Origin of the sequence: Methylobacterium sp. Leaf85 (genome assembly GCF_001422125.1) — a bacterium.
In the GTDB taxonomy this organism is placed as follows: Bacteria; Pseudomonadota; Alphaproteobacteria; order Rhizobiales; family Beijerinckiaceae; genus Methylobacterium; species Methylobacterium bullatum.
Genome location: NZ_LMME01000034.1, coordinates 235,963 through 256,797 on the forward strand (window position 1 = coordinate 235,963; position 20,835 = coordinate 256,797).

Consider the following 20,835-nt stretch of genomic DNA (forward strand, 5'->3'; position numbering starts at 1 on the left):
GCCCGGCACGACCGAAGGAGCCGATGGCGTCCCGTCCGAGGGGCGCCTCCTGTCCGCCCTCCCGTGTCGCCCCATGCGCCGTCATGTCCAACTCTGCTCGGCCATCGCCGGAGTGCCCGAGATGAACATCGCCGCCATCCTCGCCCTCCAAAGTATTCCGTTCGCCGCCCTGGTGCTCGCCACGGCCGGTGCCAACCGGGATCTCTTCGCGGTTCTGTATGTCGCGGCCCTGGGCCTGACCCTATCCATCATCATCTTCGGCGACGGGCATCACACGCTGCCGCTGATGCCCGGCATGTCCGGCGGCAACCATCGCTGAGACGCCCTCGACCGAAGAGGAAAAGGCGGCGCGGAACAGCGACACGCTACACTCGCGCGGCATCGCCTCCGCCGAGACGACGGCGCAGCTCAGCGCCGGAAACATGGGCGTCATACGGAATGTGATATACCAAGGATCATGGTGCGGTGCGATATAAGCTTCATTGCAGTTGCAAGAGAGGCTCCTTTCATGATCGCTCTGTTCATCCTCGGTCTCGCCGCCGTCGCCGTCGGCCCCGCCCTGGCCCTGCTCACGGATCGTCCCGAATCGGCCCCGCCGGTCGCCGGCACCACCTCCGCCGGCATGTTCGTCGCCATCAACGACAACGCCCGGGCGTCCTACCGTCTGGCTGCCTGAGCCGAGACCGGTCGATCGGGCCCCTCCCCCACGGATTCTCCCCGCCAGGCCCCGCCGCGGCGGGGTTTTTCATGGCCCGGCGGGATGGCGATCGGACGCGCCTCAACCGCCGGTCTCAGCGAGAATCCACGAGGCGGTGTCGGCATCGGCCCCGCTCGTGGCGAGATGCAGGATGATCGGCGTCTCGTAGGGATGGCGCTGCCTCAGCGCGGCGGCGAGGGAATCGGCGAGGCCCTCCCGGGTCTTGAGGATGGCGACGACCTCCTCGCCCCGCTCCACCGCCCCCTTCCAGGAATAGACCGACCGCATTCCCGGCAGGACGTTGACGCAGGCGGCGAGCCGCCCGCGCACCAGTTCCTCACCGATGGCCAGCGCCGTCTCGGCATCGGGAAAGGTGGTGTAGACGAGAAGCGGACGCTCCATGCTATGGGTCTCCGGGTCAGCGGCCTGTTCCGAGGGGAATGAGGCGCGCGGCGAAGCCCGGCGTCAACACGAGCGGACGATCATCCATGGCGCGGCGCTTCCAGAGGATCGCCTTCATCGCGAGCCCCACCGCCGATGCGAGGAGCGCAGCGGACACGCTGATGCGGCGCTACGACAGCGTCGCCCCCGAGGAGGCCGACGTGATCGTGGCTTTGGGCGGTGACGGGCTGATGCTTCAGGCGCTCCACCGCTTCATGCTGGCCGGCACGCCGATCTACGGCATGAATCGCGGCACCGTCGGCTTCCTGATGAACGAGTGGCGCGAGGACAACCTCCTCGAACGGCTGGAGAGCACCAAGCGCAGCACCATCCACCCGCTCATGATGGAGGCGGTGGACGTGGAGGGGCGCCGGCACACGGCGCGTGCCATCAACGAAGTCTACATGCTGCGCCAGACGCACCAGACCGCCAAGCTGAAGATCTCGGTGGACGGACATGTGCGCCTGCCCGAGCTCATCGCCGACGGCGTGCTCTGCGCGACGCCCGCCGGCTCCACCGCCTACAACCTCTCGGTGGGCGGCCCGATCCTGCCCCTGAATTCGCGGCTCCTGGCGCTGACCCCGATCTCGGCCTTCCGCCCCCGGCGCTGGCACGGCGCCCTGCTGCCGGATCACGCCCGCATCCAGGTGGAGGTGCTCGACGCGGCGCATCGCCCGGTGGCCGCGGTGGCCGACCACACCGAGTTCCGCCGGGTCTGCACGGTGGAGACCTGGCTCGACCTCAAGACCGACCTCACCCTCCTCCACGATCCCGGCCACAGCCTCGACGAGCGGATTCTTCGCGAACAGTTCGGCTGACGTGACGCTGCGCGGCGTCTCGCGCCGGCCGCCGGATCGGGTCCCGCCGGCGCTCCAGCCGTCCGGGGAAGGGGCGCGGCTTTTCCCGACCCCGTCAGTGCCGGCACGTTTTGCGGGCGCCCGGAGCGCCGGGGCAAGACGTGCCGCGTCAGCGACGCAGATCCTCATCGATTGCAAGAACGGACGCCTGCAATAGACTGTAGGGACTATATTTTCCTCGCTCACCCAGCTTGACGCAGATTCTCTCGTTTCGCCCGATACGCACCGACCGTACTACCCACCGAGGCCGCCATGATGCAGGCGATGGCGGCACCCTGCAGGGGCGTGAGGCGCTCCCCGAGGATGAGGAAGCCGGCGAGCGCGCCGCAGACCGGCTCGAGACTGAGCAGGATGCCGAAGGTCTGGCGCGGCAGGCCCCGTAGCGCCACCATCTCCAGGGAATACGGGATCGCGCTCGACAGGATCGCCACGGCGAGGCCGGCCACGACGAGGGAGGGCGAGAGCAGCGCCATGCCCGCCTGAGCGATCCCGAAGGGCAGGATCACCAGGGCCGCGACACTCATGCCGAGGGCCACCGCCTGCCCGCCGGGCAGGTGCCCCGCCCTCTGGCCGACGAGAATGTAGAGCGCCCAGCACAGGGCCGCGCCCAGCGCGCAGGCGACGCCGACGGGATCGAGGCCGGAGCTCGCCCGATCCAGGGGCAGCAGCAGGCACAGCCCCAGCATGGCGAGCGCCACCCAGACGAGATCGACGGCGCGCCGCGACGAGGCCACCGCCACGAGGAGCGGCCCGACGAACTCGATGGCGATGGCGAGCCCCAGGGGGATCGTCCGCAGGGAGAGGTAGAACAGCAGGTTCATGCCGCCGAGCACGAGCCCGTAGAGCACCACCACACCGGCATCCCGCCGGCCGAGGGTCCGGCGCCAGGGCCGCCACACGGCCAGCAGAAGCACCGCCGCCAGGGTGACGCGGTAGGCGGAGGTGCCCTCCGCGCCGATGACCGGGAACAGCTGTTTGGCGAAGGAGGTGCCGATCACGAGGCAGACGATCGAGCCCACCAGGGCGGCCACGGGGGCGAGGCCGGCGAGAACGGCTCGGGTGTCGGTGCCTGTCATGCCGCCCTCATAGCCGGATGAGGGCGAAGGGGCGACGATCATGGCGCCGGATGGCCGCTCCGGGTCAGGCGGCGAGGCGCATCCTGTCGCGGTCGGCGCGGTAGCTGGCGATGAGGGCGTCGGGAATCGCGTCCAGGACCGCATCGACGTCGCGGGTCGGCGACATGCCGACATCGATCCGAACGGGGTCGGGTACGACATCGAATTCCGGCTGGGACACGACGATGGATGGCACGTCGATCGTCACGAGGTCGTGGCCGGTCAGGTCGATGGGCGCGGCGGCGAGCGGGCGAACCTGCGCCCTCGCCTCGCGAACACTCGCCATCAGACCGTCGGACAAAGAATCGAGCACGGCTTCAACCGTCCTCCCCCGCTCGACGACGGTGTCGATGCGGATGGGCTGAAGCGCCAGCGGCGTGGGTTGGGCCGGCCGCTGGGAGACGAGCTGCTGCGCCAGGCGCCATTCCACGTCGAGGATCTGCATGCGCGTCCGGGTCTCCCGGCTCGCCTTCGCCTCCATGGCCTTGGCGGCGACGCGGGATTCCTCGCGGGCGGCCTCGGCCTCGTAGCGGGCCAGAAGCGCCATGACGCTCTGCGCCTCGGCGAGCGGCATGGTCTCGCAGGCGGTGAGCGCGCGCTCGATCATCCGGCGCGACAGGGTGGCACTCCCGGGCTTGGCTTGGCCGGGCTCGGCCTGGAGATCGGCCTCGCGCCAGGCCGAGAGTGCGGCCACGAAGGCAGGCAGCAGAACGGCCGGCAATCCGGCGCGGCGGTGGAGGGCGGCGAAGCCCGAGGCGGAGGGGTCGTGCATCAGCCCGGCCACGCGGTCGGCCTTCAGGCCGGTGAGATCGGACAAGGCCGCCTCCGCGAAGGCCATGCGGCCCGACAGGATCGCCCGCAGGATCAGGCCGGCATTGAGCTGGCCCCGGATGCGCAGATGGCTCACGAGGCGGGCGAGGTCCGCCCCGTCGGCCCCGGCGCTCACCTCCAGGGTGCTGCGCTCCAGGGCTTCGCGGCTCGCCCGCTCCCCGCGCGCCGGGGTGAGCCAGCCCGAGGCGACGGCGAAGGCCGAGAGGGATGCCGCCACGCGGGCGGTGACGGCTTGCCGCACTTCGAGGGGTAGATCGGCCCGTATCGTCAGGGCGTTCCTGAGGCCGGCATCGTCGCCGTGCCGCTCCACCATGCGCAGCAGGCTTCCGGTGGTGATGCCGGCGCTCCGGTTGCGCACCAGGGCGGTGAGGGAGGGGACGCCGCCGATCTCGGCCATGGCCCCGGACACCGCGTGGGAGAGGCCGAGCCGGCCGGCGATAGCGGTGCGGGTGGTCTCGCAGCCGACGGCGATGCCGTCGACGAGATCCGCATCGGTGAGGACGGACGAGCGCCGCAGGACCAGGGCGGCGATGTCGGGCTGGTCGCCGGCCAGGGCCACGACCAGCGGCCGAGGCGCGGTGGCGCAACCGGCGCAGGCCTGCGCCAGGGCGCGGCGCACGGCGGGGGCCGGGTCGTCGAGGAGCGCCAGGATCGCCGAGCGCGCGTCGCGCGCCGCCCCGGCATCGAGCCCGCCATAGAGATAGGCCCGGGTCAGCGCCGCCGCCGCCTCCGCGCGACGGTCGATGGAGGCGTCACGGGTCCAGGACAGGAATTGGCGGATGATCATTGACCGCTCCGGGTCGCGAAGAGTGAGAGATCGAGAGGTTTGGAGGCGACGGTGCCGGCCTGCCGGGAGGCGGCGGCGGTGAATTCGGCGGGCCGGCGCGGGGGCAGCGGAGCGCCGACGAGAGCGGTGGCCGGGGCGGGGGCAAGCGACGCCGTCGCCGCGACCTTCGCCGGCTCTACGGGGATTGCAGCCGTTGTCGAGGCCGTCTCTCCCGTCCCGTCCGAGCGCGGGAAATAGGTGGGCGCGCTGCGGGTCGGCTGCGGCGAAGAGGCCGGCGGCGACGCGGCCCTGCCCTGCCACAGGCGGGCGACCCCCTCGGACATCGCCCCCTGGCGCTTGTCGGTCTGGAACAGCGCCCGCAATCCGCCGCCGTCGATGGCCGCATAGGCAGAGACGGGATCGGCGGTGGAGGCCGGCTCGATGGCGGCGCCCGCCAGGGCCGTGGGGGCGGGCCGCGAGGCGGATTGGCTGGCGGACAGGAGGGCGTAGAGTTCGGCGGCGCCCCGAGGCCGGCCGGTCTTGTCGTAGAACAGGCTCCGGTTGGCGGCGGCCGCCTCCGGCATGTCGAGGGCGGCGGCGCGGGCCGGACTCGCCTGAGCGGTGCCGATCAGGGTCGCCGCCCCGCGCGCACCAAGGACATGGGCGGCGTAGAGATCGCCGCTGGTGGGCTCGCGCCCGAGGGCGGCGGTGAGCGCCTCGCCGTTGCGCTGGGTCAGGGCGCCCGCCATGGTGGCGGCCACCGCCGGGTCACGGCGCAGATCCAGGATGGTCTGGCGGGCCGAGGCGTCCTGCACCGTGTAGGTGCCGTCGGGTCTGGCGGTGATGGCGTCGGCATAGGCCGAGAGGCCGAGCTTGGGTCCCGCATTCTTCATCGTCCCGAGCCAGGTCTGTTCGATGAACTGGAACAGCCCGGTGGCCGAGGAGGTGGCGGCCTTGGCCGAGGGGTCGAGGGAGGATTCGCGCTTGGCCGTGGCGAGAAGGTAGTCGAACTCGGTGCCGGTGCTGCGCGCGCCGCTGCGGATCGCATCGACCACGCCCGCCGAAGCCGATCCGGCGGGCGTCCCCGTGGTCGCCCCGTTCCGCGTGCCCGCGTCCCGGCCGAGGCCGGTCTCGCGAGTGCTGGCGGGGGGCGTGGTGAAGAGGAACATGGCCGTCCGGCTGCAGGCGGACCTGACGATGTCGGCCTGAGTCTCAACCTGTTCCGATCATGGTAAACAAAGATTAAAGGAAGCGCCGTCCGCGCCGTCCCGAACCTGCATAAGTTTCAGGACGCGACAGGTTCCGCCGCCCCGCGCCGCCCCCGGCGCAGGGCCACCAGCATCGCAAGGCCCGCAGCGGCCATGGCGGCACCGGCGAGGGGAACGGCCGGGTAGCCGAGACCCGCATCGATCACGCCTCCGCCGACGGCGGCACCGATGGCATTGCCGAGGTTGAACGCACCGATATTCATGGCCGAGGCGAGGTTGGGCGCCCCTTGCGCCTGCTCCATCACCCGCATCTGGAGCGGGGGCACCAGGGCGAAACTGGCGACGCCCCAGAGGAAGATCAGGATGGCGGCCGGCACCTCCCAGCGCACGCCCCAGGCGAAGAGGGCCAGCACCATCACGAGTCCGCCCAGCGAGGCGAAGAGCGTGCCGTCCACCGAGCGGTCGGCGAAGCGCCCGCCGGCCCAGTTGCCCACGGTGAGGCCGATTCCGTAGAGCACCAGCATCGCCGTCACGAACGGCGTCGCGGCCCCGGTCTCGATCCGCAGGATCGGCACGATGTAGGTGAACACCGTGAACATCGCGCTCGACCCGAGCACGGTCAGGGCGAGGGCGGCGAGCACCGGCCCCCGCATGAGGACGCGGAGTTCGGCCCGCATGTCGCCACCGGCCTCGGCCTCGAGGGGCGGAAGGGCCAGGCGCAGCGACAGCATGGCCACGGCCCCCACCGCGGCGATGCCCCAGAAAGCCGCACGCCAGCCGAGCATCTCCCCGATCCAGGCCGCCAGCGGCACGCCGCCGATGGTGGCGATGGTGAGCCCGGAGAACATCGCGGCGACGGCGGCGGCGCGGCGCTCGGGCGGCACGATACCCGCCGCCACCACCGCCCCGACCCCGAAGAACGCGCCATGGTTCAGGGAGGTGACGAGGCGGGCGACGACCAGCATCGCGTAGCTGTCGGCCATCGCCGAGAGGAGGTTGCCAAGGGTGAAGATGCCCATCAATCCGACGAGCAGGCGGCGGCGCGGCATCCGGGCGAAGGCCAGCGTCATCAGCGGCGCGCCGAGGAGCACGCCCATCGCGTAGGCGCTGACGACGAGGCCCGCCGCCGGGATCGAGACCTGGAGGTCGTTGGCGATCAGGGGCAGCATGCCCATCGGCGTGAACTCGGTGACGCCGATGCCGAAGGCACCGGCCGAGAGCGCCAGCAGGGGAAGGTTGAGTCTCATGATGAGTGCTTTCCGTCTGTTCCAGACCAGCACATGGCGGATACCGCCTCTCCCAGGTAGTATCGGGCTGGGACCAACATCCGTGCGCCGGAGGCATCAATGCTGCGCGACAGGGTCGACCGGGCGGGTGACATGGCCCTCTTCCTCGCCGTGGCCCAGGAAGGCAGCCTGTCGGCGGCGGCGCGCCGGTTCGGCCTGACGCCCTCGGCCGTGAGCCGGGTGGTGGCACGCATCGAATCCCGGCTCGGCGTCCGGCTCCTCGTGCGTACCACGCGCTCCCTGCACCTCACCGCCGAGGGCGAGACCTATGCCCGGGCGGCGCGGCGGATCCTCGCCGATCTCGACGAGACCGAAGCGCAGATCGCCGACCAGGGCTGCCCGCGCGGCCGGGTCCGCGTCAGCGCTTCGATGGCCCATGGCAGGCGTGTGGTAGTTCCCCTCATCGGCGATTTCGTCGCGCGCCATCCGGGGATCGTGGTGGAGATCGATCTCAGCGACGAGGTCGCGGACGTGATCGGCGGGCGGGCCGATCTCGCGATCCGGTTCGGGCCGCTGGCCGACAGCCCGCTCACCGCCCGGCGCCTCGGCGAGACCGGCCGGATGGTCGTGGCCTCGCCCGCCTATCTCGCCCGCGCCGGCACGCCAGGGATCCCGGCGGATCTGGGCAGCCACAACTGCCTCGACTTCAACTTCCGCCGGATCGAGCCGGGCTGGCCGTTCCGCGAGGACGGGCGCGACCACCTCCTGGCGGTGCGCGGCAACATCGCGGCGAATAACGGTGAGACCCTGGTGCAACTCGCCCTGCAGGGCATCGGCATCACCCGCGTCGGCACCTTCCATATTGCGGAGGATCTCGCAGCGGGCCGCCTCATGCCGCTTCTGGAGGCGTACAATCCCCAGGACCGGGAGGCGATCCATGCGGTGTTCGTCGGCGGCCCGGCCATGCCCGCCCGCATCCGGGTGCTGGTGGATTTCCTCGCCGAGCGCATGGGCCGCGGCCAGGGACCGGTTCCATGACGGTGCTCGGCGATCGGGCGTCCCGCACCAACCCCTCGGAGAGGCCGTCATGCGCGCATTCCTGATCGTCCCCGGCGACGCACGAACCGTCGCGGCGGCGATGGCGAGCGACGCGCATGCGCTGATCGTGGACGTGACGGGCCTCGCGTCGCCGGCTTTCTTCCCCGAGCGCCGACAGGGCGCGCCACTGTTCTACCTGCGCTCGCACGACCTGGAACGCGACCTCCCGGCGATGATGGCCGCGGCACCGCACGGAATCGTCCTGCCCCGTTGCGAGGGCGCCCGCGACGTCATGCGCCTCGGCGCGCGCCTCGCCGTCGAGGAGGCGATGCAGGGGCTGACCGATGGGGCGACGCAGATCCTCGCCTTCATCGAAACGGCAAGGGGCGCGCTGGCCCTGCACACCCTCGCGGATGCGGGGGAACGCCTCGTCGGCATCGCCTGGGACGCCGCGGCCATGAAGGCCGAAGTCGGAGCGCCCACCGCCCGCGATCGCGCGGGCGGGCTGAGCTCGCCTCTCGCCCAGGTCCGCGCCCTGGTTCGCCTCACCGCCGCGGCGGCGAGGGTCACGGCGATCGATACGCCATGCCTGCCCGGGGGCGACCTCGCCGGTGAGGTCGAGTCGGCACGGGATGACGGGTTCGAGGCGAAGCTCGTCCTCGAACCGGATCAGGCAGGATTCGTCAGGGAATTCAGCGGACGATGCCAGGGATGAAGCGCTTCAGCGTGAATGCGCTTCGGAGACGACCTATTCGGCGTCCTCGCCATCCTCGACCGCCGACACGGCCCGAGTATCCGGCCCGCGCTGGGCCTCGGGCGAGACGGCGTCGTGGCTGACGGGGGTCGCCGTCGTGGTGGGGGTGGAACGCGGTGCCGTATCCGCCAGCATCATCGAGGCGGTCACCGAGATCAGGCCGGCGAGCGAGCGGAGATCGTCGGACTGGCGCACGTCGCGTGAGACCAGCGCGGCCTCGCGCTGGAGACGCAGGTTACAGGCCTTGGTCGGCAGCCCGCCATCCGGCGTGCAGGCGTCGTGCCGGGCGCAGGCCGCGTCGAGGGCATCGATGGGCGGGAGTGGAGCATTGTTGCCGGGCCCGCAGTAATTGCCATGGATCAGCATGGTCGGCGGGCGGTTCGTCGCTTGTGCCAGGGCGGGAGTCGCAAGACCGGCGGCGATGAGGAGCGGTACAGTGAACTTGACGATCATACGATGCAGACCTCTGCGAGCGCCCCCTCAGGCGGTTCGCGGAAATGAGCTGCCCCACGGCGGCTCGGCCCATTAAGCATTCGGCCCCGGCCTTGGTTCCCTTTTTGACACGAAGCACTCCCCGGCCGCCCTTGTCCATGGCTGAGCTTGCACCTCTTGCGGGATAGAGGCTGAGACGAGGCTACTGACCCGCTCCGAGAGGGCGCTTCAACTCGAAACGTGCCTCGTCGGTGACGCTGAAATAGTCGAAATAGCCACCGCGCAGGAGCGGGTGCATCGCGCCGGTATCGACCCGGCCATCCTTGACGAAGGCATCGTCGACATAGATCGACACGACCTGGCCGATCACCAGGAAGTGACTGGCCTCGCTGCCGTCGAGAGGTGTCAGGGGCACGGTCTGGAGCCACCGGCATTCCAGGGCGGCGGGGGATTCGGCGACCCGTGGCGGACGCACCTTGCGCGAGGGCACCGGCGTCAGACCGGCCGCGACGAACTCGCTGTCGCCCCGGGCGAGGGGGGCCGAGGTGGCGTTCATGGCGTCGCGCAGCCCGTAGGTGGCGAAGTTGCAGACGAACTCCCCGCCCTCCTCCGCGAAGGTCATCGCGTCCTTTCGGCCGAAGGACGAGAACATCACCATGTCGGGGCCGGTGGCGACGGCGTTGAAGTAGGAATAGGGGGAGAGGTTGACGTGGCCCTGCTCGTTCATCGCGCTGATCCAGCCGATGGGCCGGGGCGCCACCAGGGCCTTCAGCGGGTTGTGCGGCAGGGTGCGGTTCTCGGAATCGTAATGCATGGCGCCGCTCAGACTCGTGTGACGATGTCGGACAGGACGGGTCTCGGGCGGTCGCTCGGGACCTCGCGGGCGCGGCCGACATGGATGAAGCCGGCCAGTTTCTCGCGCGGGTCGAGGCCCAGCGCGTCGAGGATGCGGCGGTCGTAGGCGAACCACTCGGTCAGCCAGGCGGTGGAAAAGCCCGCCGCATTGGCCGCGACGACGAGGTTCATGCAGACGGCGCCCGCCGACAGCACCTGCTCCCATTCCGGGATCTTGACGTGGGGGGCGGCGCTGGAGACGACGGCGACCACCAGGGGGGCGTGAGCGAGGCGGTGGCGCTCCAGGTCGAGGCGCTTGGCATCGGCCTCGGGATGATCCGCCGCGTAGGCCTCCGCGATGGTGTCGCCCACGCGCAGGCGGGCCTCACCCTCGATCACCAGGAAGCGCCAGGGGCTGAGCTTGCCATGGTCGGGCACGCGCGCGGCGACGGTGAGGATCGCATCGAGCTCTCCGGCGCTCGGACCCGGCCCGTCGAGATTGACCGGCGGAACGGAGCGGCGGACGCGCAGGAGGTCGATTGTGTCGTTCCGCGGCATGTCGGATATGGTGTCCATGGAACCTGTTCGGCGCGAATGAGGGACGTGGGGGGCACCGCCGGGCGGCCGGTGCGAGGCGAGGCGGGCCGCTTCGGCGATCGATAAGAGGCGTCGGCCTTGGAGCCGCCACGGTCCGGATCCAAAGCGGGATGTCGCATTCGGCAAAGGAACGGCCGACAAGCGAAAACATGCCGTGCGGCCCGCAGCTTGGCAATCGCCGCCATGCATGGCGGACCCGTGCGGGGTGGACCCGTGCGGGGCGGACCCGTAAAGGAGACAGCGGATGGGACCGGTAATGCGCGCGCTCGCGGTGACGGGAGCCATGTCGATGGCGGCGTTGCCGGTGCTGGCGCAGGAACGCGGCCCGTTCGGCGGTCGCAACGGCCCGGCCCTGCCCTCCCCCTCGATCACGGGGCCGCAATTGCCGCTTCCCCCCGTGGAGGGCGAGGCGCCCCTCACCCTCACCGCCCTGTTCGCGGGCAGCAACCAGCCGGTGCGCTCCGGCCTCGCCTGGCGCATCTACGAGGATCGGTCCGATGGGGTGCGGCCGAACATCGTCGCGCGCTCCGAGGCGGCGGATCCGAGCTTCACCCTGGCGCCCGGCGGCTATGTCGCCACCGTCACCTACGGCTTCGCCACAGCCTCGAAGCGCATCACCATGGCGGGCGCGGCACTCAGCGACCGCCTGACGATCACCGCGGGGGCGCTCAAGCTCTCGGGTGCCATCGGCGACATGAAGATCACCCCCGCCGACCTCGCCTTCTCGGTCTTCGTGCCCATCGGCACCAATTCGGAAGGGCGCCTGGTGCGCAGCGGCGTGAAGGCGGGCGAGCTGATCCGCCTGCCGGAGGGGACCTACCACGTGGTCTCGAATTACGGGGAATCGAACGCGATCCAGCGCGCCGACCTCAAGGTGGAGAACGGCAAGGTCACCGACGCCACCCTCAACCACCGGGCCGCCACCGTCACCCTCAAGCTCGTGGCTGCGCCCGGCGCCGAGGCCTTCGCCGGCACCGCCTTCAGCGTGCTGACGCCGGGCGGCGACACGATCCGCGAGGCCATCGGCGCCTTCCCGCAGGTCACCCTGGCGGAGGGCGACTACGTCCTCATCGCGCGCCACGACGGCCAGGTCTTCACACGGGAGTTCAAGGTGGAAAGCGGGATGGACCGGGATATCGAAGTGGTGGCGAAGGCCTCCTGATGCGCGCCGTCGTCCTCGCCGTCGCCCTTCTCGCCGCCGCGCCCGCCACGGCACAGACCGTCATCGACGGGTCCGACGCCACGATCGGGGCCGAGATGTCGGCGTCCGCGATGGCGCTGGTCGGCAGGGGGCTCAAGAGCCCGGCCGAGGCGCGCTATGGCCGGCTGCGCCGGGGCAAGGCGGGCGCCATCTGCGGCGAGGTCGACGTCACCAACCGGATGGGCGCCCATGTCGGCCCGCGCCCGTTCGTCGCCGATCCGGGGTCGGGCTTTTCCGGCATCATGCCCGACGCCGCCGAGATCCGGCACCCGTCCAGCATGGCGCAGTACCAGGGTTTCCAACGCACACTCGCGCTGCTCTCGGCGAATTGCGACGGGTGATCGCTTCCCGATTCGCTCCGGCGACGTCGAATCGATGAAGCTCGGGCGTCAGCCCCCCACCACCGCCAGGCTCGCCCCCGCGACGGCCGTGAACACGACCACGATCCAGGGCGGGGCCGCCCCGATCGTCAGGAGCAGGAACGCACCGGCCGCCACGGCGAAATCGCGAGGGCCGAGGACAGCGCCGGTCCAGAGCGGATCGTAGAGCGCGGCGGCGAGAATCCCCACCACCGCCGCGTTGGCGCCGCGCATGGCCGCCTGCGCCAGGGGTCTTTCGCGGACGGCATCCCAGAAGGGCAATGCTCCGTAGACCAGGAGCAATCCCGGCAGGAACACCGCGACGAGGGCGATGGCGGCCCCGGGCAGACCGTTCGGCTGCGGTCCGAGGGCCGCGCCGAGATAGGCCGCGAAGGTGAAGAGCGGCCCCGGCACCGCCTGCGCCGCGCCGTAGCCGGCGAGGAACGCATCCGGGCCGATCCAGCCGGTTTCCACCAGGGCCGTTCGCAGGAGCGGTAGCATCACGTGGCCACCGCCGAAGACGAGGGCGCCGGAGCGGTAGAACGCATCGAACAGGGCGAGCCCCTGCGAGGACAGGGATCTGGCCAGGAACGGCGGGACCGCGAGGAACAGGCCGAACAGGAGGAGGGCCACCGCGCCGGCCCGGCGCGAGACCGGGATGCCGAGATGCCCGCCCGCCGCTCCGGATGCCCGGCGGCAGACCGCGAGCCCGGCAACGGCTCCGAGACCGATGCCGGCGACCTGACCGGTCGATCCGGCCAGCACCGTGGTCAGGGCGAGGGCGGCAAAGGCGATGGCCGCGCGGGTGGCATCGGGCGCGAGGGTGCGGCCCATGCCCCAGACCGCCTGCGCCACCACCGCCACGGCGACGAGCTTCAGCCCGTGGACGATGCCCGATCCGACCGGGCCGCCGAGGGCGTCCGCCCCATAGGCGAAGGCCACGAGAAGGAGCGCCGAGGGCAGGGTGAAGGCGGCCCAGGCCGCGAGCCCGCCGGCGAGCCCCCCGCCCCGCATCACCCCGAGGGAGAACCCGACCTGGCTCGAGGCCGGCCCCGGCAGGAACTGGCACAGGGCCACGAGGTCGGCATAGGCCGCCTCGTCGAGCCAGCGGCGGCGATGCACGAACTCAGCGCTGAAGTAGCCGAGATGGGCGATCGGGCCACCGAAGGCGGTGAGGCCGAGCTTGAGGAAGGCGAGAAAGACTTCCCGCACGGAACCCTCGCGGGCGAAAAGGGGTGTCGTCACGTGGGAGGACCTCGAGGCGGCGGGCTCGCTCCCGCGACGTCTTCCTACCCGAATTCCTCATCCTGAGGTGCCGCGAAGCGGCCTCGAAGGAGGGCTCCAGCCTGGCTGGCGATCGCTGGAGGCCTCCTTCGAGGGCTCCGCTGCGCTGCGCCGCCTCAGGATGAGGTGGGTTGATCGGATGATTTCCGCGGAGGCAACCTATCCCAGCCCGCCGGCCTCGACGATGAAGCGGGCCACCGTGTCGGCGCCATGTCCCTCGCGCAGGGAGGAGAACACGTAGGGCCGCGTGCCCCGCATGCGCCGGGTATCCGCCTCCATCACCCCGAGATCGGCGCCGACCATGGGGGCGAGGTCGGTCTTGTTGACGATGAGGAGATCGGACCGGGTGATGCCAGGGCCGCCTTTACGCGGGATCTTCTCGCCGCCGGCGACGTCGATGACGTAGAGGGTGAGGTCGGCGAGCTCCGGCGAGAAGGTCGCGGCGAGGTTGTCGCCGCCGGATTCGATCAGGATCAGGTCGAGCTTCGGGAAGCGGCGGCGCATCTCGGCCACCGCCGCGAGGTTGATCGAGGCGTCCTCGCGGATCGCCGTATGCGGGCAGCCGCCGGTCTCGACGCCCATGATCCGCTCCTCGGGCAAGGCGCCGGCCACGGTGAGGATGCGGGCATCCTCCTTGGTGTAGATGTCGTTGGTGATGGCGCAGATCTCGAAGCGATCGCGGAAGCGCTTGCAGAGCTGCTCCATCAGGGCGGTCTTGCCGGAGCCGACGGGGCCGCCGATGCCGACGCGCAGGGGGCCGTTCGGTGAGGGGCCGTTCAGTGAGGTCATGACGGGGTCTTTCACGAGCGGAAAATCCGGGAGTACTGAGTCTCGTGCCGGGCCGAGCCGAGATCGAGGCGCAGGGTCGCGGTGCCGATCTCCGCAAGGCTCAGGGGCGGGATGGCCGCGGCCAAAGCCGCCACCCGGGGGGTGAGGGACGCGATGACCCGCGTGCCGGCGCTCTGGCCGATGGGCGCGCAGCGCAGCGCCGCCGAGACGAGGTTCTGCAGGAAGGCGAGGCCGAACCCGGCGAGCACCGGGGCGAGCGCCATGCGGTGGGTGCCGGCCGAGAGCCCCACCGCCACCGGGTAGGCCACCTCGCCGGGCAATGCCTCGCTCAACCGGTCGAGATCCGCGCTTCCCCAGGCGGCGCGGGTAGCGTCGAGGAAGCTGCGCCCCTGCTGGGTCGTCTCGAGATGGAGTTCGCGCGTGGGCGCCAGGGCGACGGCGAGGTCGTTGACCTCCGCCAGCGCCGGAATGTCCCCCGCCTCGGCGGCGGCATGGGCATGGGCCAGAAGAATCAGGTCGGTGCGCACCGCGCCCCGTTCGAGCACGTCGCCGAGCCATGCCAGCAGCGAAGCCTCGCCTCCGACATCGCCGCATTCCACCGCCCATTCGAGCCCATGCGAGTAGGCATAGGCCCCGACGGGATAGCCCGGCGAGAGCCAGGCCATGAGCCGGACGGTGTCGATCATCGGGGATTCGCCCCTCATCATACCGGGCGCCCTTCCCTGGAAGCCCGAACCGGCAGAGGATGGGGGCATAGGACGAAGCTCAACCGGACACCGCGCCGTGGCTGTGCGGATGAGGGTGGTCGTGCCCATGATCGTGGGCATGGCCATGCCCGTGGTGGTGCCCGGCGGCCTCGCCGGCATACGCACCACCCTCGGGCCGGAACGGACGCTCCACCGGCTCGGCCGTCCCCCCTAAGCCCCGCACCATCTCGGCCAGCACATGGTCGTAGGCGATATGGACCGCGTCCGTGCCGATCTCGGCCGGGATGTGCCGGTTGCCGATATGCCAGATCAGGCGCTTGAGGGCGAGGTCGTCGGCGGCCCGGATCTCGAGCAGGCGCTCGGGCGCGGCCTCGACCCAGACGAGACGGCCATCCTGCAGCACCAGGGCGTCGCCGTCGTCGAGGACCGTCGGCTCGGGCAGGTCGAGCAGGAAGGACAGGCCGCCGACCCCGCGCATGGCCATGCGGCGGCGATGCCGGTCGCCATGGTCGAGGACGATGCGGTCGACGATCTCGCCGGAGAGCGCGTCTCGGCGGATCACTTTCGTGGCGCGGATCCGGGAAGAGCTCAAAACAGGAAATACCGCTGCGCCATCGGCAGCACCTCGGCCGGCTCGCAGACCAGCAACTCGCCATCGGCGCGCACGTCGTAGGTCTCCGCGTCGATCTCGATGGTCGGCGTGGCGTCGTTGAGGATCATGCTCTTCTTCGAGATGCCGCCGCGCACGTTCTCCACGGCGACGAGCCGCTTCTGCACCCCGAGCCTCTCGCCGAGCCCGTCCTCGATGGCGGCCTTCGAGACGAAGGTGAGCGCTGTGGCGAAGGGCGAGCGGCCGATGGCCCCGAACATCGGGCGGTAATGCACCGGCTGGGGCGTGGGGATCGAGGCGTTCGGGTCGCCCATGGGCGCGGTGGCGATCATGCCGCCCTTGATCACGAGGTCCGGCTTCACCCCGAAGAAGGCCGGCGTCCACAGCACGAGATCGGCAAGCTTGCCGGCCTCCACCGAACCGACATGGGCCGAGACGCCGTGCGCGATGGCCGGATTGATCGTGTATTTCGCGATGTAGCGGCGGGCGCGCAGGTTGTCGTTGCCGGAGGTGTCGCCCGGCAGGCTCCCGCGCTGGCGCTTCATCTTGTCCGCCGTCTGCCAGGTCCGGATGACGACCTCGCCGACCCGGCCCATGGCCTGGCTGTCCGACGACATCATCGAGAGCGCGCCGATATCGTGCAGGATGTCCTCGGCCGCGATGGTCTCCTTGCGGATGCGGCTTTCGGCGAAAGCGAGATCCTCGGGAATCGCCGGATCGAGGTGGTGGCAGACCATGAGCATGTCGAGATGCTCGTCGATGGTGTTTTTCGTATACGGGCGCGTCGGGTTGGTGGAGGACGGGAGCACGTTCATCAGCCCCGCCACCTTCATGATGTCCGGCGCGTGTCCGCCCCCCGCTCCTTCGGTGTGGAAGGCATGGATGGTCCGCCCCGCGAAGGCGCGGATCGTGTCCTCGACGAAGCCGGATTCGTTGAGCGTGTCGGAATGGATCATCACCTGCACGTCATGCAGGTCGGCCACCGTGAGGCAGGTGTCGATGGCCTGGGGCGTCGTGCCCCAATCCTCGTGGAGCTTCAGGGCGCAGGCCCCGGCGCGGACCATCTCGACCAGGCTCTCGGGCCGCGAGGCGTTGCCCTTGCCGGCGAAGGCGAGGTTCATCGGAAAACTGTCCGCCGCCTCGATCATCCGGGCGAGATGCCAGGGGCCGGGGGTGCAGGTGGTGGCGAAAGTGCCGTGCGCCGGGCCGGTGCCGCCGCCGATCATGGTGGTGACGCCCGAGCACAAAGCTTCCTCGATCTGCTGCGGGCAGATGTAGTGGATGTGGCTGTCGAACCCGCCGGCCGTGAGGATCTTGCCTTCGCCGGCGATCACTTCGGTGCCGGGGCCGACGATAATGTCGACGCCCGGCTGGATGTCCGGGTTGCCGGCCTTGCCGAGCTTGAAGATCCGCCCCTTCACGATGCCGACATCGCATTTCACCACGCCCCAATGGTCGAGGACCACGGCGTTGGTGATGACGGTGTCCACCGCGCCATCGGCATTCGTCACCTGCGACTGCCCCATCCCGTCGCGGATGACCTTGCCGCCGCCGAACTTCACCTCCTCGCCATAGGTGGTGTGGTCGCGCTCCACCTCGATGACGAGGGAGGTGTCGGCGAGGCGGATTTTATCGCCGGTGGTGGGGCCGAACATGTCGGCATAGGCCGAGCGGGCGAGGGAGGCGGGGCGGGGTGTGTTGGACATCAGGCGGCCTCTCGTGCCTCTGCGACGGCGCGGTCGAAAAGCGCATCCAGCGCCGCGTTGACGCCGCGACAGCCGGCGACGACCTCTTTCGCCCAATCGATGTAGTTCGCCACGCGCTCCGCGCTCCAATCGTCCGGAGGGCTCGCCACGAGGGAATGCAGGTTGCTGATCTTGTCCGCGATCTTGAGGGCGCGGGCGCCGGGCGACTTGTGCGGCGCCTGCTCGACCTGGAGACGCTTGCGCTCGGCCTTGGGCAACGACTTGTCGTCGGTCACTTCGGCCACGAGTTCGGCGACGCGCCGACCGAACAATTGCTCGATCTCCTCGCCGCTCGTCCCGGTATCCTCCACCGTGTCGTGGAGCCAGCCCGCCGCCACGAGATGCGCGTCGGGCTCCTCGGCGGTCGCGGCCAGGAGCGAGGCCACCTCGGCGAGGTGGTTCACGTAAGGCTCGCGCGCCGCACCCTTCCGGGTCTGCCCCACGTGACGCCGCGCGGCGAACTCGGCGGCACGGGTGACGAGGAGGATGCCGTCGCGCAGACGGGACGTCTCGTCGCTCATAGCGTACCCATCACGTCGCCGCGGAACCCGTAGACCGTCCGCGCGCCGAGCAGCGGCACCAAGGAGACCTCCCGCGTGGCGCCCGGCTCGAACCGCACCGCCGTGCCCGGCGCGATGTCGAGGCGCTGGCCCCTCGCCTTCTCGCGCTCGAAGGTCAGGCCCGGATTCACCTCGTAGAAATGGTAGTGCGAGCCGACCTGGATCGGCCGGTCGCCGACATTGGACACGGTGAGCAGGGTGCGCGGGGCGCCGTCGTTGAAGACGATCTCACCCGGAAGCGTCGTCACCGTGCCGGGCACGTCCGATGAGGGCGCGCCGCGGATCGGGTGGTGGACGGTGACGAGCTTGGTGCCGTCCGGGAACGTCGCCTCCACCTGGATGTCGTGGATCATCTCGGCGATGCCCTCCATCACCTGGTCGGTGGTGAGGACATGGGCGCCCGCCTGCATCAGTTCGGAGACCGAGCGGCCGTCCCGCGCGCCCTCCACCACCGCATCGGTGATGAGCGCGATCGCTTCGGGATAGTTCAGCTTGACGCCGCGGGCGAGCCGGTTGCGGGCGACCTGGGCGGCCATGGCGACGAGGAGCTTGTCCTTTTCGCGCGGGGTCAGGAGCACGGGAAACCTCGGGTGTTGGTCGCGGGGTGCGGTGACGCGCAGGCAAGGACCATGCGCAGGCCGTTCCTAGGGAGCCGGGACCACCGTCGTCGTCAAGCGCAGGTTGAGGGCTTTCAGGACGCGCATGGTCGTATCGAGGCTCGGATTGCCCTCGTCGGACAGGGCTCGGTACAGGCTCTCGCGGGAGAGACCCGTCTCTCTGGCGATCTGGGTCATGCCATGAGCGCGCGCGGCGACGCCGAGCGCATGTCGCAGGAGAGCGGCGTCTCCCTCCTCGAACGCAGCGGCCAGATACTCGGCCACCGCTTCATCGGTGTCGAGATAATCGGCGGAATCATAGGGCTGGGTCGTGGTCATCGCTCATTCCTTGCGGAGTTCTCGCTTTAGGAGTCTCACCTCACACGGTCCGCGCGATCGCCTTGGCCCGAGCGATGTCGCGATCCTGGCTTCCTTTGTCACCGCCGCACAGGAGAATGACGAGAGCCTCGCCCCGACGAACGAAATAGATCCGGTAGCCGGGCCCATAATCAATTCTCAGTTCGCTCACGCCCTCTCCGACGGGCTTTACATCGCCAGGATTGCCATGGGCGAGACGGTCGAGGCGCAGCGCGATCCGTGCCGTTGCGCGGGTGTCGCGAAGGCCCCTGAGCCAGCCGTCGAACACGTCGGTGCGGCGCATGTCCATGATTCAGGAATGTAGCTTATGGACTACGTTTTTACAATCGATGGAGCAGGCGCGATCTGGATCGAGGGGACAGGTCGTGGCAGGACTGTGCGTCGAACGTCCATATGTCCATCCGAACGGCAGGCCCCGTGACCTATCCCCGCGACCTCGTCGGCTACGGCCGCAACCCGCCCCATCCGCGCTGGCCGAGCGGCGCGCGGATCGCGGTGCAGATCGTGCTCAACTACGAGGAGGGCGGCGAGAACTGCATCCTGCATGGCGATGCTGCCTCGGAGGCGTTCCTGTCGGAGATCGTCGGCGCCCAGGCGTGGCCGGGCCAGCGGCACATGAACATGGAATCGATGTTCGAATACGGCTCGCGTGCGGGCTTCTGGCGGATCTGGCGGCTGCTCCAGGCGCGGAACATTCCCGTCACCGTGTTCAGCGTCGCCACGGCGCTGGCCCGTCACCCCGACATCGCCGCGGCCATGAAGGAGGCCGATTGGGAGATCGCCTGCCACGGCCTGAAATGGATCGACTACCGCGACTTCACCCGCGAGGAGGAGAAGGCGCATATGGACGAGGCGATCCGCATCCACACGGAGATCACCGGCGAGCGGCCGCTGGGCTGGTACACGGGCCGCTCCTCGGTCCACACCGTCGATCTCGGGGTGGAGGCCGGCTTCACCTGGCTCGCCGATTCCTACGCCGACGACCTGCCCTACTGGATCGAGGAACCGAGCGGGCGGGGCCTCGTGGTGCCCTACACGCTCGACGCCAACGACATGCGCTGCGTCGCGCTGCAGGGGTTCAACACCGGCGACCACTTCTTCACCTACCTGCGCGACACGTTCGATGCGCTCTACGCGGAGGGCGAGACCGCGCCCAAGATGATGTCGGTGGGGCTGCATTGCCGTCTCGTCGGACGGCCGGGCCGGATCGGGGCGCTGGCCCGCTTCCTCGACCATATCGCCGCCCATGAGGACGTCTGGGTGGCACGACGGATCGACATCGCCCGGCACTGGATCGACCATCACCCGGCGGGGGCATGACCATGTGCGACTGGAAGAGATTCTTTCTTTTCGCCCATGCATTGGCACTGATCACAGTGCTCGCTCAACCTGCAGCCGCGAAGAAGACGAAAGCAGCCTTGGACTTGGGAGGCTGCTGGACGAAAGATATGAAGCCTCGGAATCTGGATGGCGGTGAAAGTCCAGGCAGCAAAACACTGTGCTTCGGGAAAAACGGTCGACTTGGGACAAGCATCTTTTCTCATGCCCACAAGGAATCATTTCAGAGTGAAGGCCAGTATCGCGGCTCGCAGACCGAAATCGAGCTTCTGGGTTTTCCCGGTGACGGGTGGGTCGGCAGCAAACCACTCGAAAGGTGTACCTATTCCTTCGGCACAGGCGCCGAGACGATGACCCTGAGCGACTGCAGCCTCGTGGGCGAGTGGACACGGACGTGTCGGGCGGTTTCAGCCGACCTGTCCTGCACTCCTTGAGTGTGACGATACCGGACGAACAAGCGCTTTCGAGATCG

Annotated in this window: 25 protein-coding genes and 1 pseudogene; 9 read left to right on the forward strand and 17 right to left on the reverse strand. The window is 69.9% G+C overall.

What is annotated here, in order from left to right; all coding sequences use genetic code 11:
* Positions 1 to 73 precede the first annotated feature (73 nt).
* Together ASF08_RS22270 and ASF08_RS25125 are read left to right on the forward strand one after the other, a co-directional pair.
* Complete coding sequence (locus tag ASF08_RS22270; protein ID WP_238253892.1) at positions 74 to 319, forward strand: hypothetical protein; 246 nt, start codon at positions 74 to 76, stop codon at positions 317 to 319.
* A gap of 189 nt (positions 320 to 508) precedes the next feature.
* Positions 509 to 676 carry a hypothetical protein gene (locus ASF08_RS25125; RefSeq protein ID WP_156629687.1) on the forward strand — a complete coding sequence of 56 codons (168 nt, stop codon included), beginning with the start codon at positions 509 to 511 and terminating at the stop codon, positions 674 to 676.
* Between the two features lie 102 nt (positions 677 to 778).
* Here the strand turns inward: ASF08_RS25125 and cutA are convergent, their stop codons facing one another.
* Entirely contained in the window at positions 779 to 1,099 is a 321-nt protein-coding gene (cutA, locus tag ASF08_RS22275; protein ID WP_056149591.1) for a divalent-cation tolerance protein CutA, read from the reverse strand.
* Positions 1,100 to 1,185: 86 nt separating this feature from the next.
* Here cutA and ASF08_RS22280 point away from each other — a divergent pair, with 86 nt between their 5' ends.
* Positions 1,186 to 1,956 (forward strand): NAD kinase, encoded by a 771-nt coding sequence (locus tag ASF08_RS22280; RefSeq protein ID WP_018043637.1) that lies wholly within the window; start codon positions 1,186 to 1,188, stop codon positions 1,954 to 1,956.
* A 221-nt stretch (positions 1,957 to 2,177) separates the two neighbouring features.
* Here ASF08_RS22280 and ASF08_RS22285 read toward each other — a convergent pair whose 3' ends face one another.
* The 4 genes from ASF08_RS22285 to ASF08_RS22300 all read right to left on the reverse strand — a co-directional run bounded on the left by ASF08_RS22285 (position 2,178) and on the right by ASF08_RS22300 (position 7,162).
* The gene (locus tag ASF08_RS22285; protein ID WP_056149758.1) at positions 2,178 to 3,071 is read right to left on the reverse strand and encodes an EamA family transporter; all 894 of its coding nucleotides are present in this window, start codon (positions 3,069 to 3,071) and stop codon (positions 2,178 to 2,180) included.
* A gap of 64 nt (positions 3,072 to 3,135) precedes the next feature.
* Positions 3,136 to 4,728, reverse strand: coding sequence for a DUF2336 domain-containing protein (locus ASF08_RS22290; protein WP_056149594.1), 1,593 nt, complete (start codon positions 4,726 to 4,728; stop codon positions 3,136 to 3,138).
* Entirely contained in the window at positions 4,725 to 5,876 is a 1,152-nt protein-coding gene (locus ASF08_RS22295; RefSeq protein WP_056149596.1) for a lytic transglycosylase, read from the reverse strand. Before ASF08_RS22295 ends, ASF08_RS22290 begins: the two co-directional genes overlap by 4 nt.
* Positions 5,877 to 5,992: 116 nt before the next feature.
* Entirely contained in the window at positions 5,993 to 7,162 is a 1,170-nt protein-coding gene (locus ASF08_RS22300; protein ID WP_056149598.1) for an MFS transporter, read from the reverse strand.
* Positions 7,163 to 7,261: 99 nt separating this feature from the next.
* On the opposite strand from ASF08_RS22300, the gene ASF08_RS22305 reads away from it, so the two are divergent.
* Together ASF08_RS22305 and ASF08_RS22310 are read left to right on the forward strand one after the other, a co-directional pair.
* Positions 7,262 to 8,179, forward strand: a complete 918-nt coding sequence (locus tag ASF08_RS22305; RefSeq protein WP_056149600.1) for a LysR family transcriptional regulator — start codon at positions 7,262 to 7,264, stop codon at positions 8,177 to 8,179.
* 49 nt (positions 8,180 to 8,228) lie between these two features.
* Entirely contained in the window at positions 8,229 to 8,894 is a 666-nt protein-coding gene (locus tag ASF08_RS22310; RefSeq protein ID WP_056149602.1) for an aldolase/citrate lyase family protein, read from the forward strand.
* Positions 8,895 to 8,927: 33 nt separating this feature from the next.
* Here ASF08_RS22310 and ASF08_RS22315 read toward each other — a convergent pair whose 3' ends face one another.
* The 3 genes from ASF08_RS22315 to ASF08_RS22325 all read right to left on the reverse strand — a co-directional run bounded on the left by ASF08_RS22315 (position 8,928) and on the right by ASF08_RS22325 (position 10,775).
* Positions 8,928 to 9,386: a hypothetical protein gene (locus ASF08_RS22315; protein ID WP_056149604.1), complete on the reverse strand. Its 459-nt coding sequence runs from the start codon at positions 9,384 to 9,386 to the stop codon at positions 8,928 to 8,930.
* Between the two features lie 181 nt (positions 9,387 to 9,567).
* A complete protein-coding gene (locus ASF08_RS22320; RefSeq protein WP_056149605.1) occupies positions 9,568 to 10,179 on the reverse strand; it encodes a flavin reductase family protein in 612 nt (203 codons plus the stop codon).
* A gap of 8 nt (positions 10,180 to 10,187) precedes the next feature.
* Positions 10,188 to 10,775, reverse strand: a complete 588-nt coding sequence (locus tag ASF08_RS22325; protein WP_056149608.1) for a nitroreductase family protein — start codon at positions 10,773 to 10,775, stop codon at positions 10,188 to 10,190.
* A gap of 265 nt (positions 10,776 to 11,040) precedes the next feature.
* Here ASF08_RS22325 and ASF08_RS22330 point away from each other — a divergent pair, with 265 nt between their 5' ends.
* The gene (locus ASF08_RS22330) at positions 11,041 to 11,958 is read left to right on the forward strand and encodes a hypothetical protein (RefSeq protein WP_056149610.1); all 918 of its coding nucleotides are present in this window, start codon (positions 11,041 to 11,043) and stop codon (positions 11,956 to 11,958) included.
* A complete protein-coding gene (locus tag ASF08_RS22335; protein WP_056149612.1) occupies positions 11,958 to 12,338 on the forward strand; it encodes a hypothetical protein in 381 nt (126 codons plus the stop codon). Before ASF08_RS22330 ends, ASF08_RS22335 begins: the two co-directional genes overlap by 1 nt.
* A 48-nt stretch (positions 12,339 to 12,386) precedes the next feature.
* Here the strand turns inward: ASF08_RS22335 and chrA are convergent, their stop codons facing one another.
* The 9 genes from chrA to ASF08_RS22380 form a co-directional block, all read right to left on the reverse strand.
* Positions 12,387 to 13,601 carry a chromate efflux transporter gene (gene chrA, locus ASF08_RS22340; RefSeq protein ID WP_056149613.1) on the reverse strand — a complete coding sequence of 405 codons (1,215 nt, stop codon included), beginning with the start codon at positions 13,599 to 13,601 and terminating at the stop codon, positions 12,387 to 12,389.
* Between the two features lie 198 nt (positions 13,602 to 13,799).
* Positions 13,800 to 14,429, reverse strand: coding sequence for an urease accessory protein UreG (ureG, locus tag ASF08_RS22345; protein ID WP_056149616.1), 630 nt, complete (start codon positions 14,427 to 14,429; stop codon positions 13,800 to 13,802).
* Positions 14,430 to 14,440: 11 nt separating this feature from the next.
* Positions 14,441 to 15,115, reverse strand: a complete 675-nt coding sequence (locus tag ASF08_RS22350; RefSeq protein WP_056149763.1) for an urease accessory protein UreF — start codon at positions 15,113 to 15,115, stop codon at positions 14,441 to 14,443.
* Positions 15,116 to 15,194: 79 nt separating this feature from the next.
* Complete coding sequence (locus ASF08_RS22355; RefSeq protein ID WP_200931892.1) at positions 15,195 to 15,728, reverse strand: urease accessory protein UreE; 534 nt, start codon at positions 15,726 to 15,728, stop codon at positions 15,195 to 15,197.
* Entirely contained in the window at positions 15,725 to 17,452 is a 1,728-nt protein-coding gene (gene ureC, locus ASF08_RS22360; RefSeq protein ID WP_056149618.1) for an urease subunit alpha, read from the reverse strand. The genes ASF08_RS22355 and ureC overlap by 4 nt, the downstream gene beginning before the upstream one ends.
* Positions 17,452 to 18,012 carry an HD domain-containing protein gene (locus tag ASF08_RS22365; protein WP_056149620.1) on the reverse strand — a complete coding sequence of 187 codons (561 nt, stop codon included), beginning with the start codon at positions 18,010 to 18,012 and terminating at the stop codon, positions 17,452 to 17,454. Before ASF08_RS22365 ends, ureC begins: the two co-directional genes overlap by 1 nt.
* Positions 18,009 to 18,629 carry an urease subunit gamma gene (locus ASF08_RS22370; RefSeq protein ID WP_082473327.1) on the reverse strand — a complete coding sequence of 207 codons (621 nt, stop codon included), beginning with the start codon at positions 18,627 to 18,629 and terminating at the stop codon, positions 18,009 to 18,011. The genes ASF08_RS22365 and ASF08_RS22370 overlap by 4 nt, the downstream gene beginning before the upstream one ends.
* Positions 18,630 to 18,695: 66 nt before the next feature.
* The gene (locus ASF08_RS22375) at positions 18,696 to 18,986 is read right to left on the reverse strand and encodes an addiction module antidote protein (protein WP_056149621.1); all 291 of its coding nucleotides are present in this window, start codon (positions 18,984 to 18,986) and stop codon (positions 18,696 to 18,698) included.
* A 40-nt stretch (positions 18,987 to 19,026) separates the two neighbouring features.
* Positions 19,027 to 19,314 carry a type II toxin-antitoxin system RelE/ParE family toxin gene (locus ASF08_RS22380; protein ID WP_210322883.1) on the reverse strand — a complete coding sequence of 96 codons (288 nt, stop codon included), beginning with the start codon at positions 19,312 to 19,314 and terminating at the stop codon, positions 19,027 to 19,029.
* Between the two features lie 104 nt (positions 19,315 to 19,418).
* Between ASF08_RS22380 and puuE the strand changes: the two are divergent.
* Both puuE and ASF08_RS25130 read left to right on the forward strand, forming a co-directional pair.
* A pseudogene (gene puuE, locus ASF08_RS22385) lies at positions 19,419 to 20,336 on the forward strand (allantoinase PuuE); the annotation flags it as partial.
* A gap of 5 nt (positions 20,337 to 20,341) precedes the next feature.
* Entirely contained in the window at positions 20,342 to 20,797 is a 456-nt protein-coding gene (locus tag ASF08_RS25130; protein WP_156629688.1) for a hypothetical protein, read from the forward strand.
* Positions 20,798 to 20,835: the final 38 nt, after the last annotated feature.

Bases quoted from the DNA above. Each gene is read 5' to 3' on its own strand.
- ASF08_RS22270 (WP_238253892.1), top strand. From the start codon at position 74: ATGCGCCGTCATGTCCAACTCTGCTCGGCCATCGCCGGAGTGCCCGAG.
- ASF08_RS25125 (WP_156629687.1), top strand. From the start codon at position 509: ATGATCGCTCTGTTCATCCTCGGTCTCGCCGCCGTCGCCGTCGGCCCC.
- cutA (WP_056149591.1), bottom strand. From the start codon at position 1,099: ATGGAGCGTCCGCTTCTCGTCTACACCACCTTTCCCGATGCCGAGACG.
- ASF08_RS22280 (WP_018043637.1), top strand. From the start codon at position 1,186: ATGGCGCGGCGCTTCCAGAGGATCGCCTTCATCGCGAGCCCCACCGCC.
- ASF08_RS22285 (WP_056149758.1), bottom strand. From the start codon at position 3,071: ATGACAGGCACCGACACCCGAGCCGTTCTCGCCGGCCTCGCCCCCGTG.
- ASF08_RS22290 (WP_056149594.1), bottom strand. From the start codon at position 4,728: ATGATCATCCGCCAATTCCTGTCCTGGACCCGTGACGCCTCCATCGAC.
- ASF08_RS22295 (WP_056149596.1), bottom strand. From the start codon at position 5,876: ATGTTCCTCTTCACCACGCCCCCCGCCAGCACTCGCGAGACCGGCCTC.
- ASF08_RS22300 (WP_056149598.1), bottom strand. From the start codon at position 7,162: ATGAGACTCAACCTTCCCCTGCTGGCGCTCTCGGCCGGTGCCTTCGGC.
- ASF08_RS22305 (WP_056149600.1), top strand. From the start codon at position 7,262: ATGCTGCGCGACAGGGTCGACCGGGCGGGTGACATGGCCCTCTTCCTC.
- ASF08_RS22310 (WP_056149602.1), top strand. From the start codon at position 8,229: ATGCGCGCATTCCTGATCGTCCCCGGCGACGCACGAACCGTCGCGGCG.
- ASF08_RS22315 (WP_056149604.1), bottom strand. From the start codon at position 9,386: ATGATCGTCAAGTTCACTGTACCGCTCCTCATCGCCGCCGGTCTTGCG.
- ASF08_RS22320 (WP_056149605.1), bottom strand. From the start codon at position 10,179: ATGCATTACGATTCCGAGAACCGCACCCTGCCGCACAACCCGCTGAAG.
- ASF08_RS22325 (WP_056149608.1), bottom strand. From the start codon at position 10,775: ATGGACACCATATCCGACATGCCGCGGAACGACACAATCGACCTCCTG.
- ASF08_RS22330 (WP_056149610.1), top strand. From the start codon at position 11,041: ATGGGACCGGTAATGCGCGCGCTCGCGGTGACGGGAGCCATGTCGATG.
- ASF08_RS22335 (WP_056149612.1), top strand. From the start codon at position 11,958: ATGCGCGCCGTCGTCCTCGCCGTCGCCCTTCTCGCCGCCGCGCCCGCC.
- ureG (WP_056149616.1), bottom strand. From the start codon at position 14,429: ATGACCTCACTGAACGGCCCCTCACCGAACGGCCCCCTGCGCGTCGGC.
- ASF08_RS22350 (WP_056149763.1), bottom strand. From the start codon at position 15,115: ATGATCGACACCGTCCGGCTCATGGCCTGGCTCTCGCCGGGCTATCCC.
- ureC (WP_056149618.1), bottom strand. From the start codon at position 17,452: ATGTCCAACACACCCCGCCCCGCCTCCCTCGCCCGCTCGGCCTATGCC.
- ASF08_RS22365 (WP_056149620.1), bottom strand. From the start codon at position 18,012: ATGAGCGACGAGACGTCCCGTCTGCGCGACGGCATCCTCCTCGTCACC.
- ASF08_RS22375 (WP_056149621.1), bottom strand. From the start codon at position 18,986: ATGACCACGACCCAGCCCTATGATTCCGCCGATTATCTCGACACCGAT.
- ASF08_RS22380 (WP_210322883.1), bottom strand. From the start codon at position 19,314: ATGGACATGCGCCGCACCGACGTGTTCGACGGCTGGCTCAGGGGCCTT.
- ASF08_RS25130 (WP_156629688.1), top strand. From the start codon at position 20,342: ATGACCATGTGCGACTGGAAGAGATTCTTTCTTTTCGCCCATGCATTG.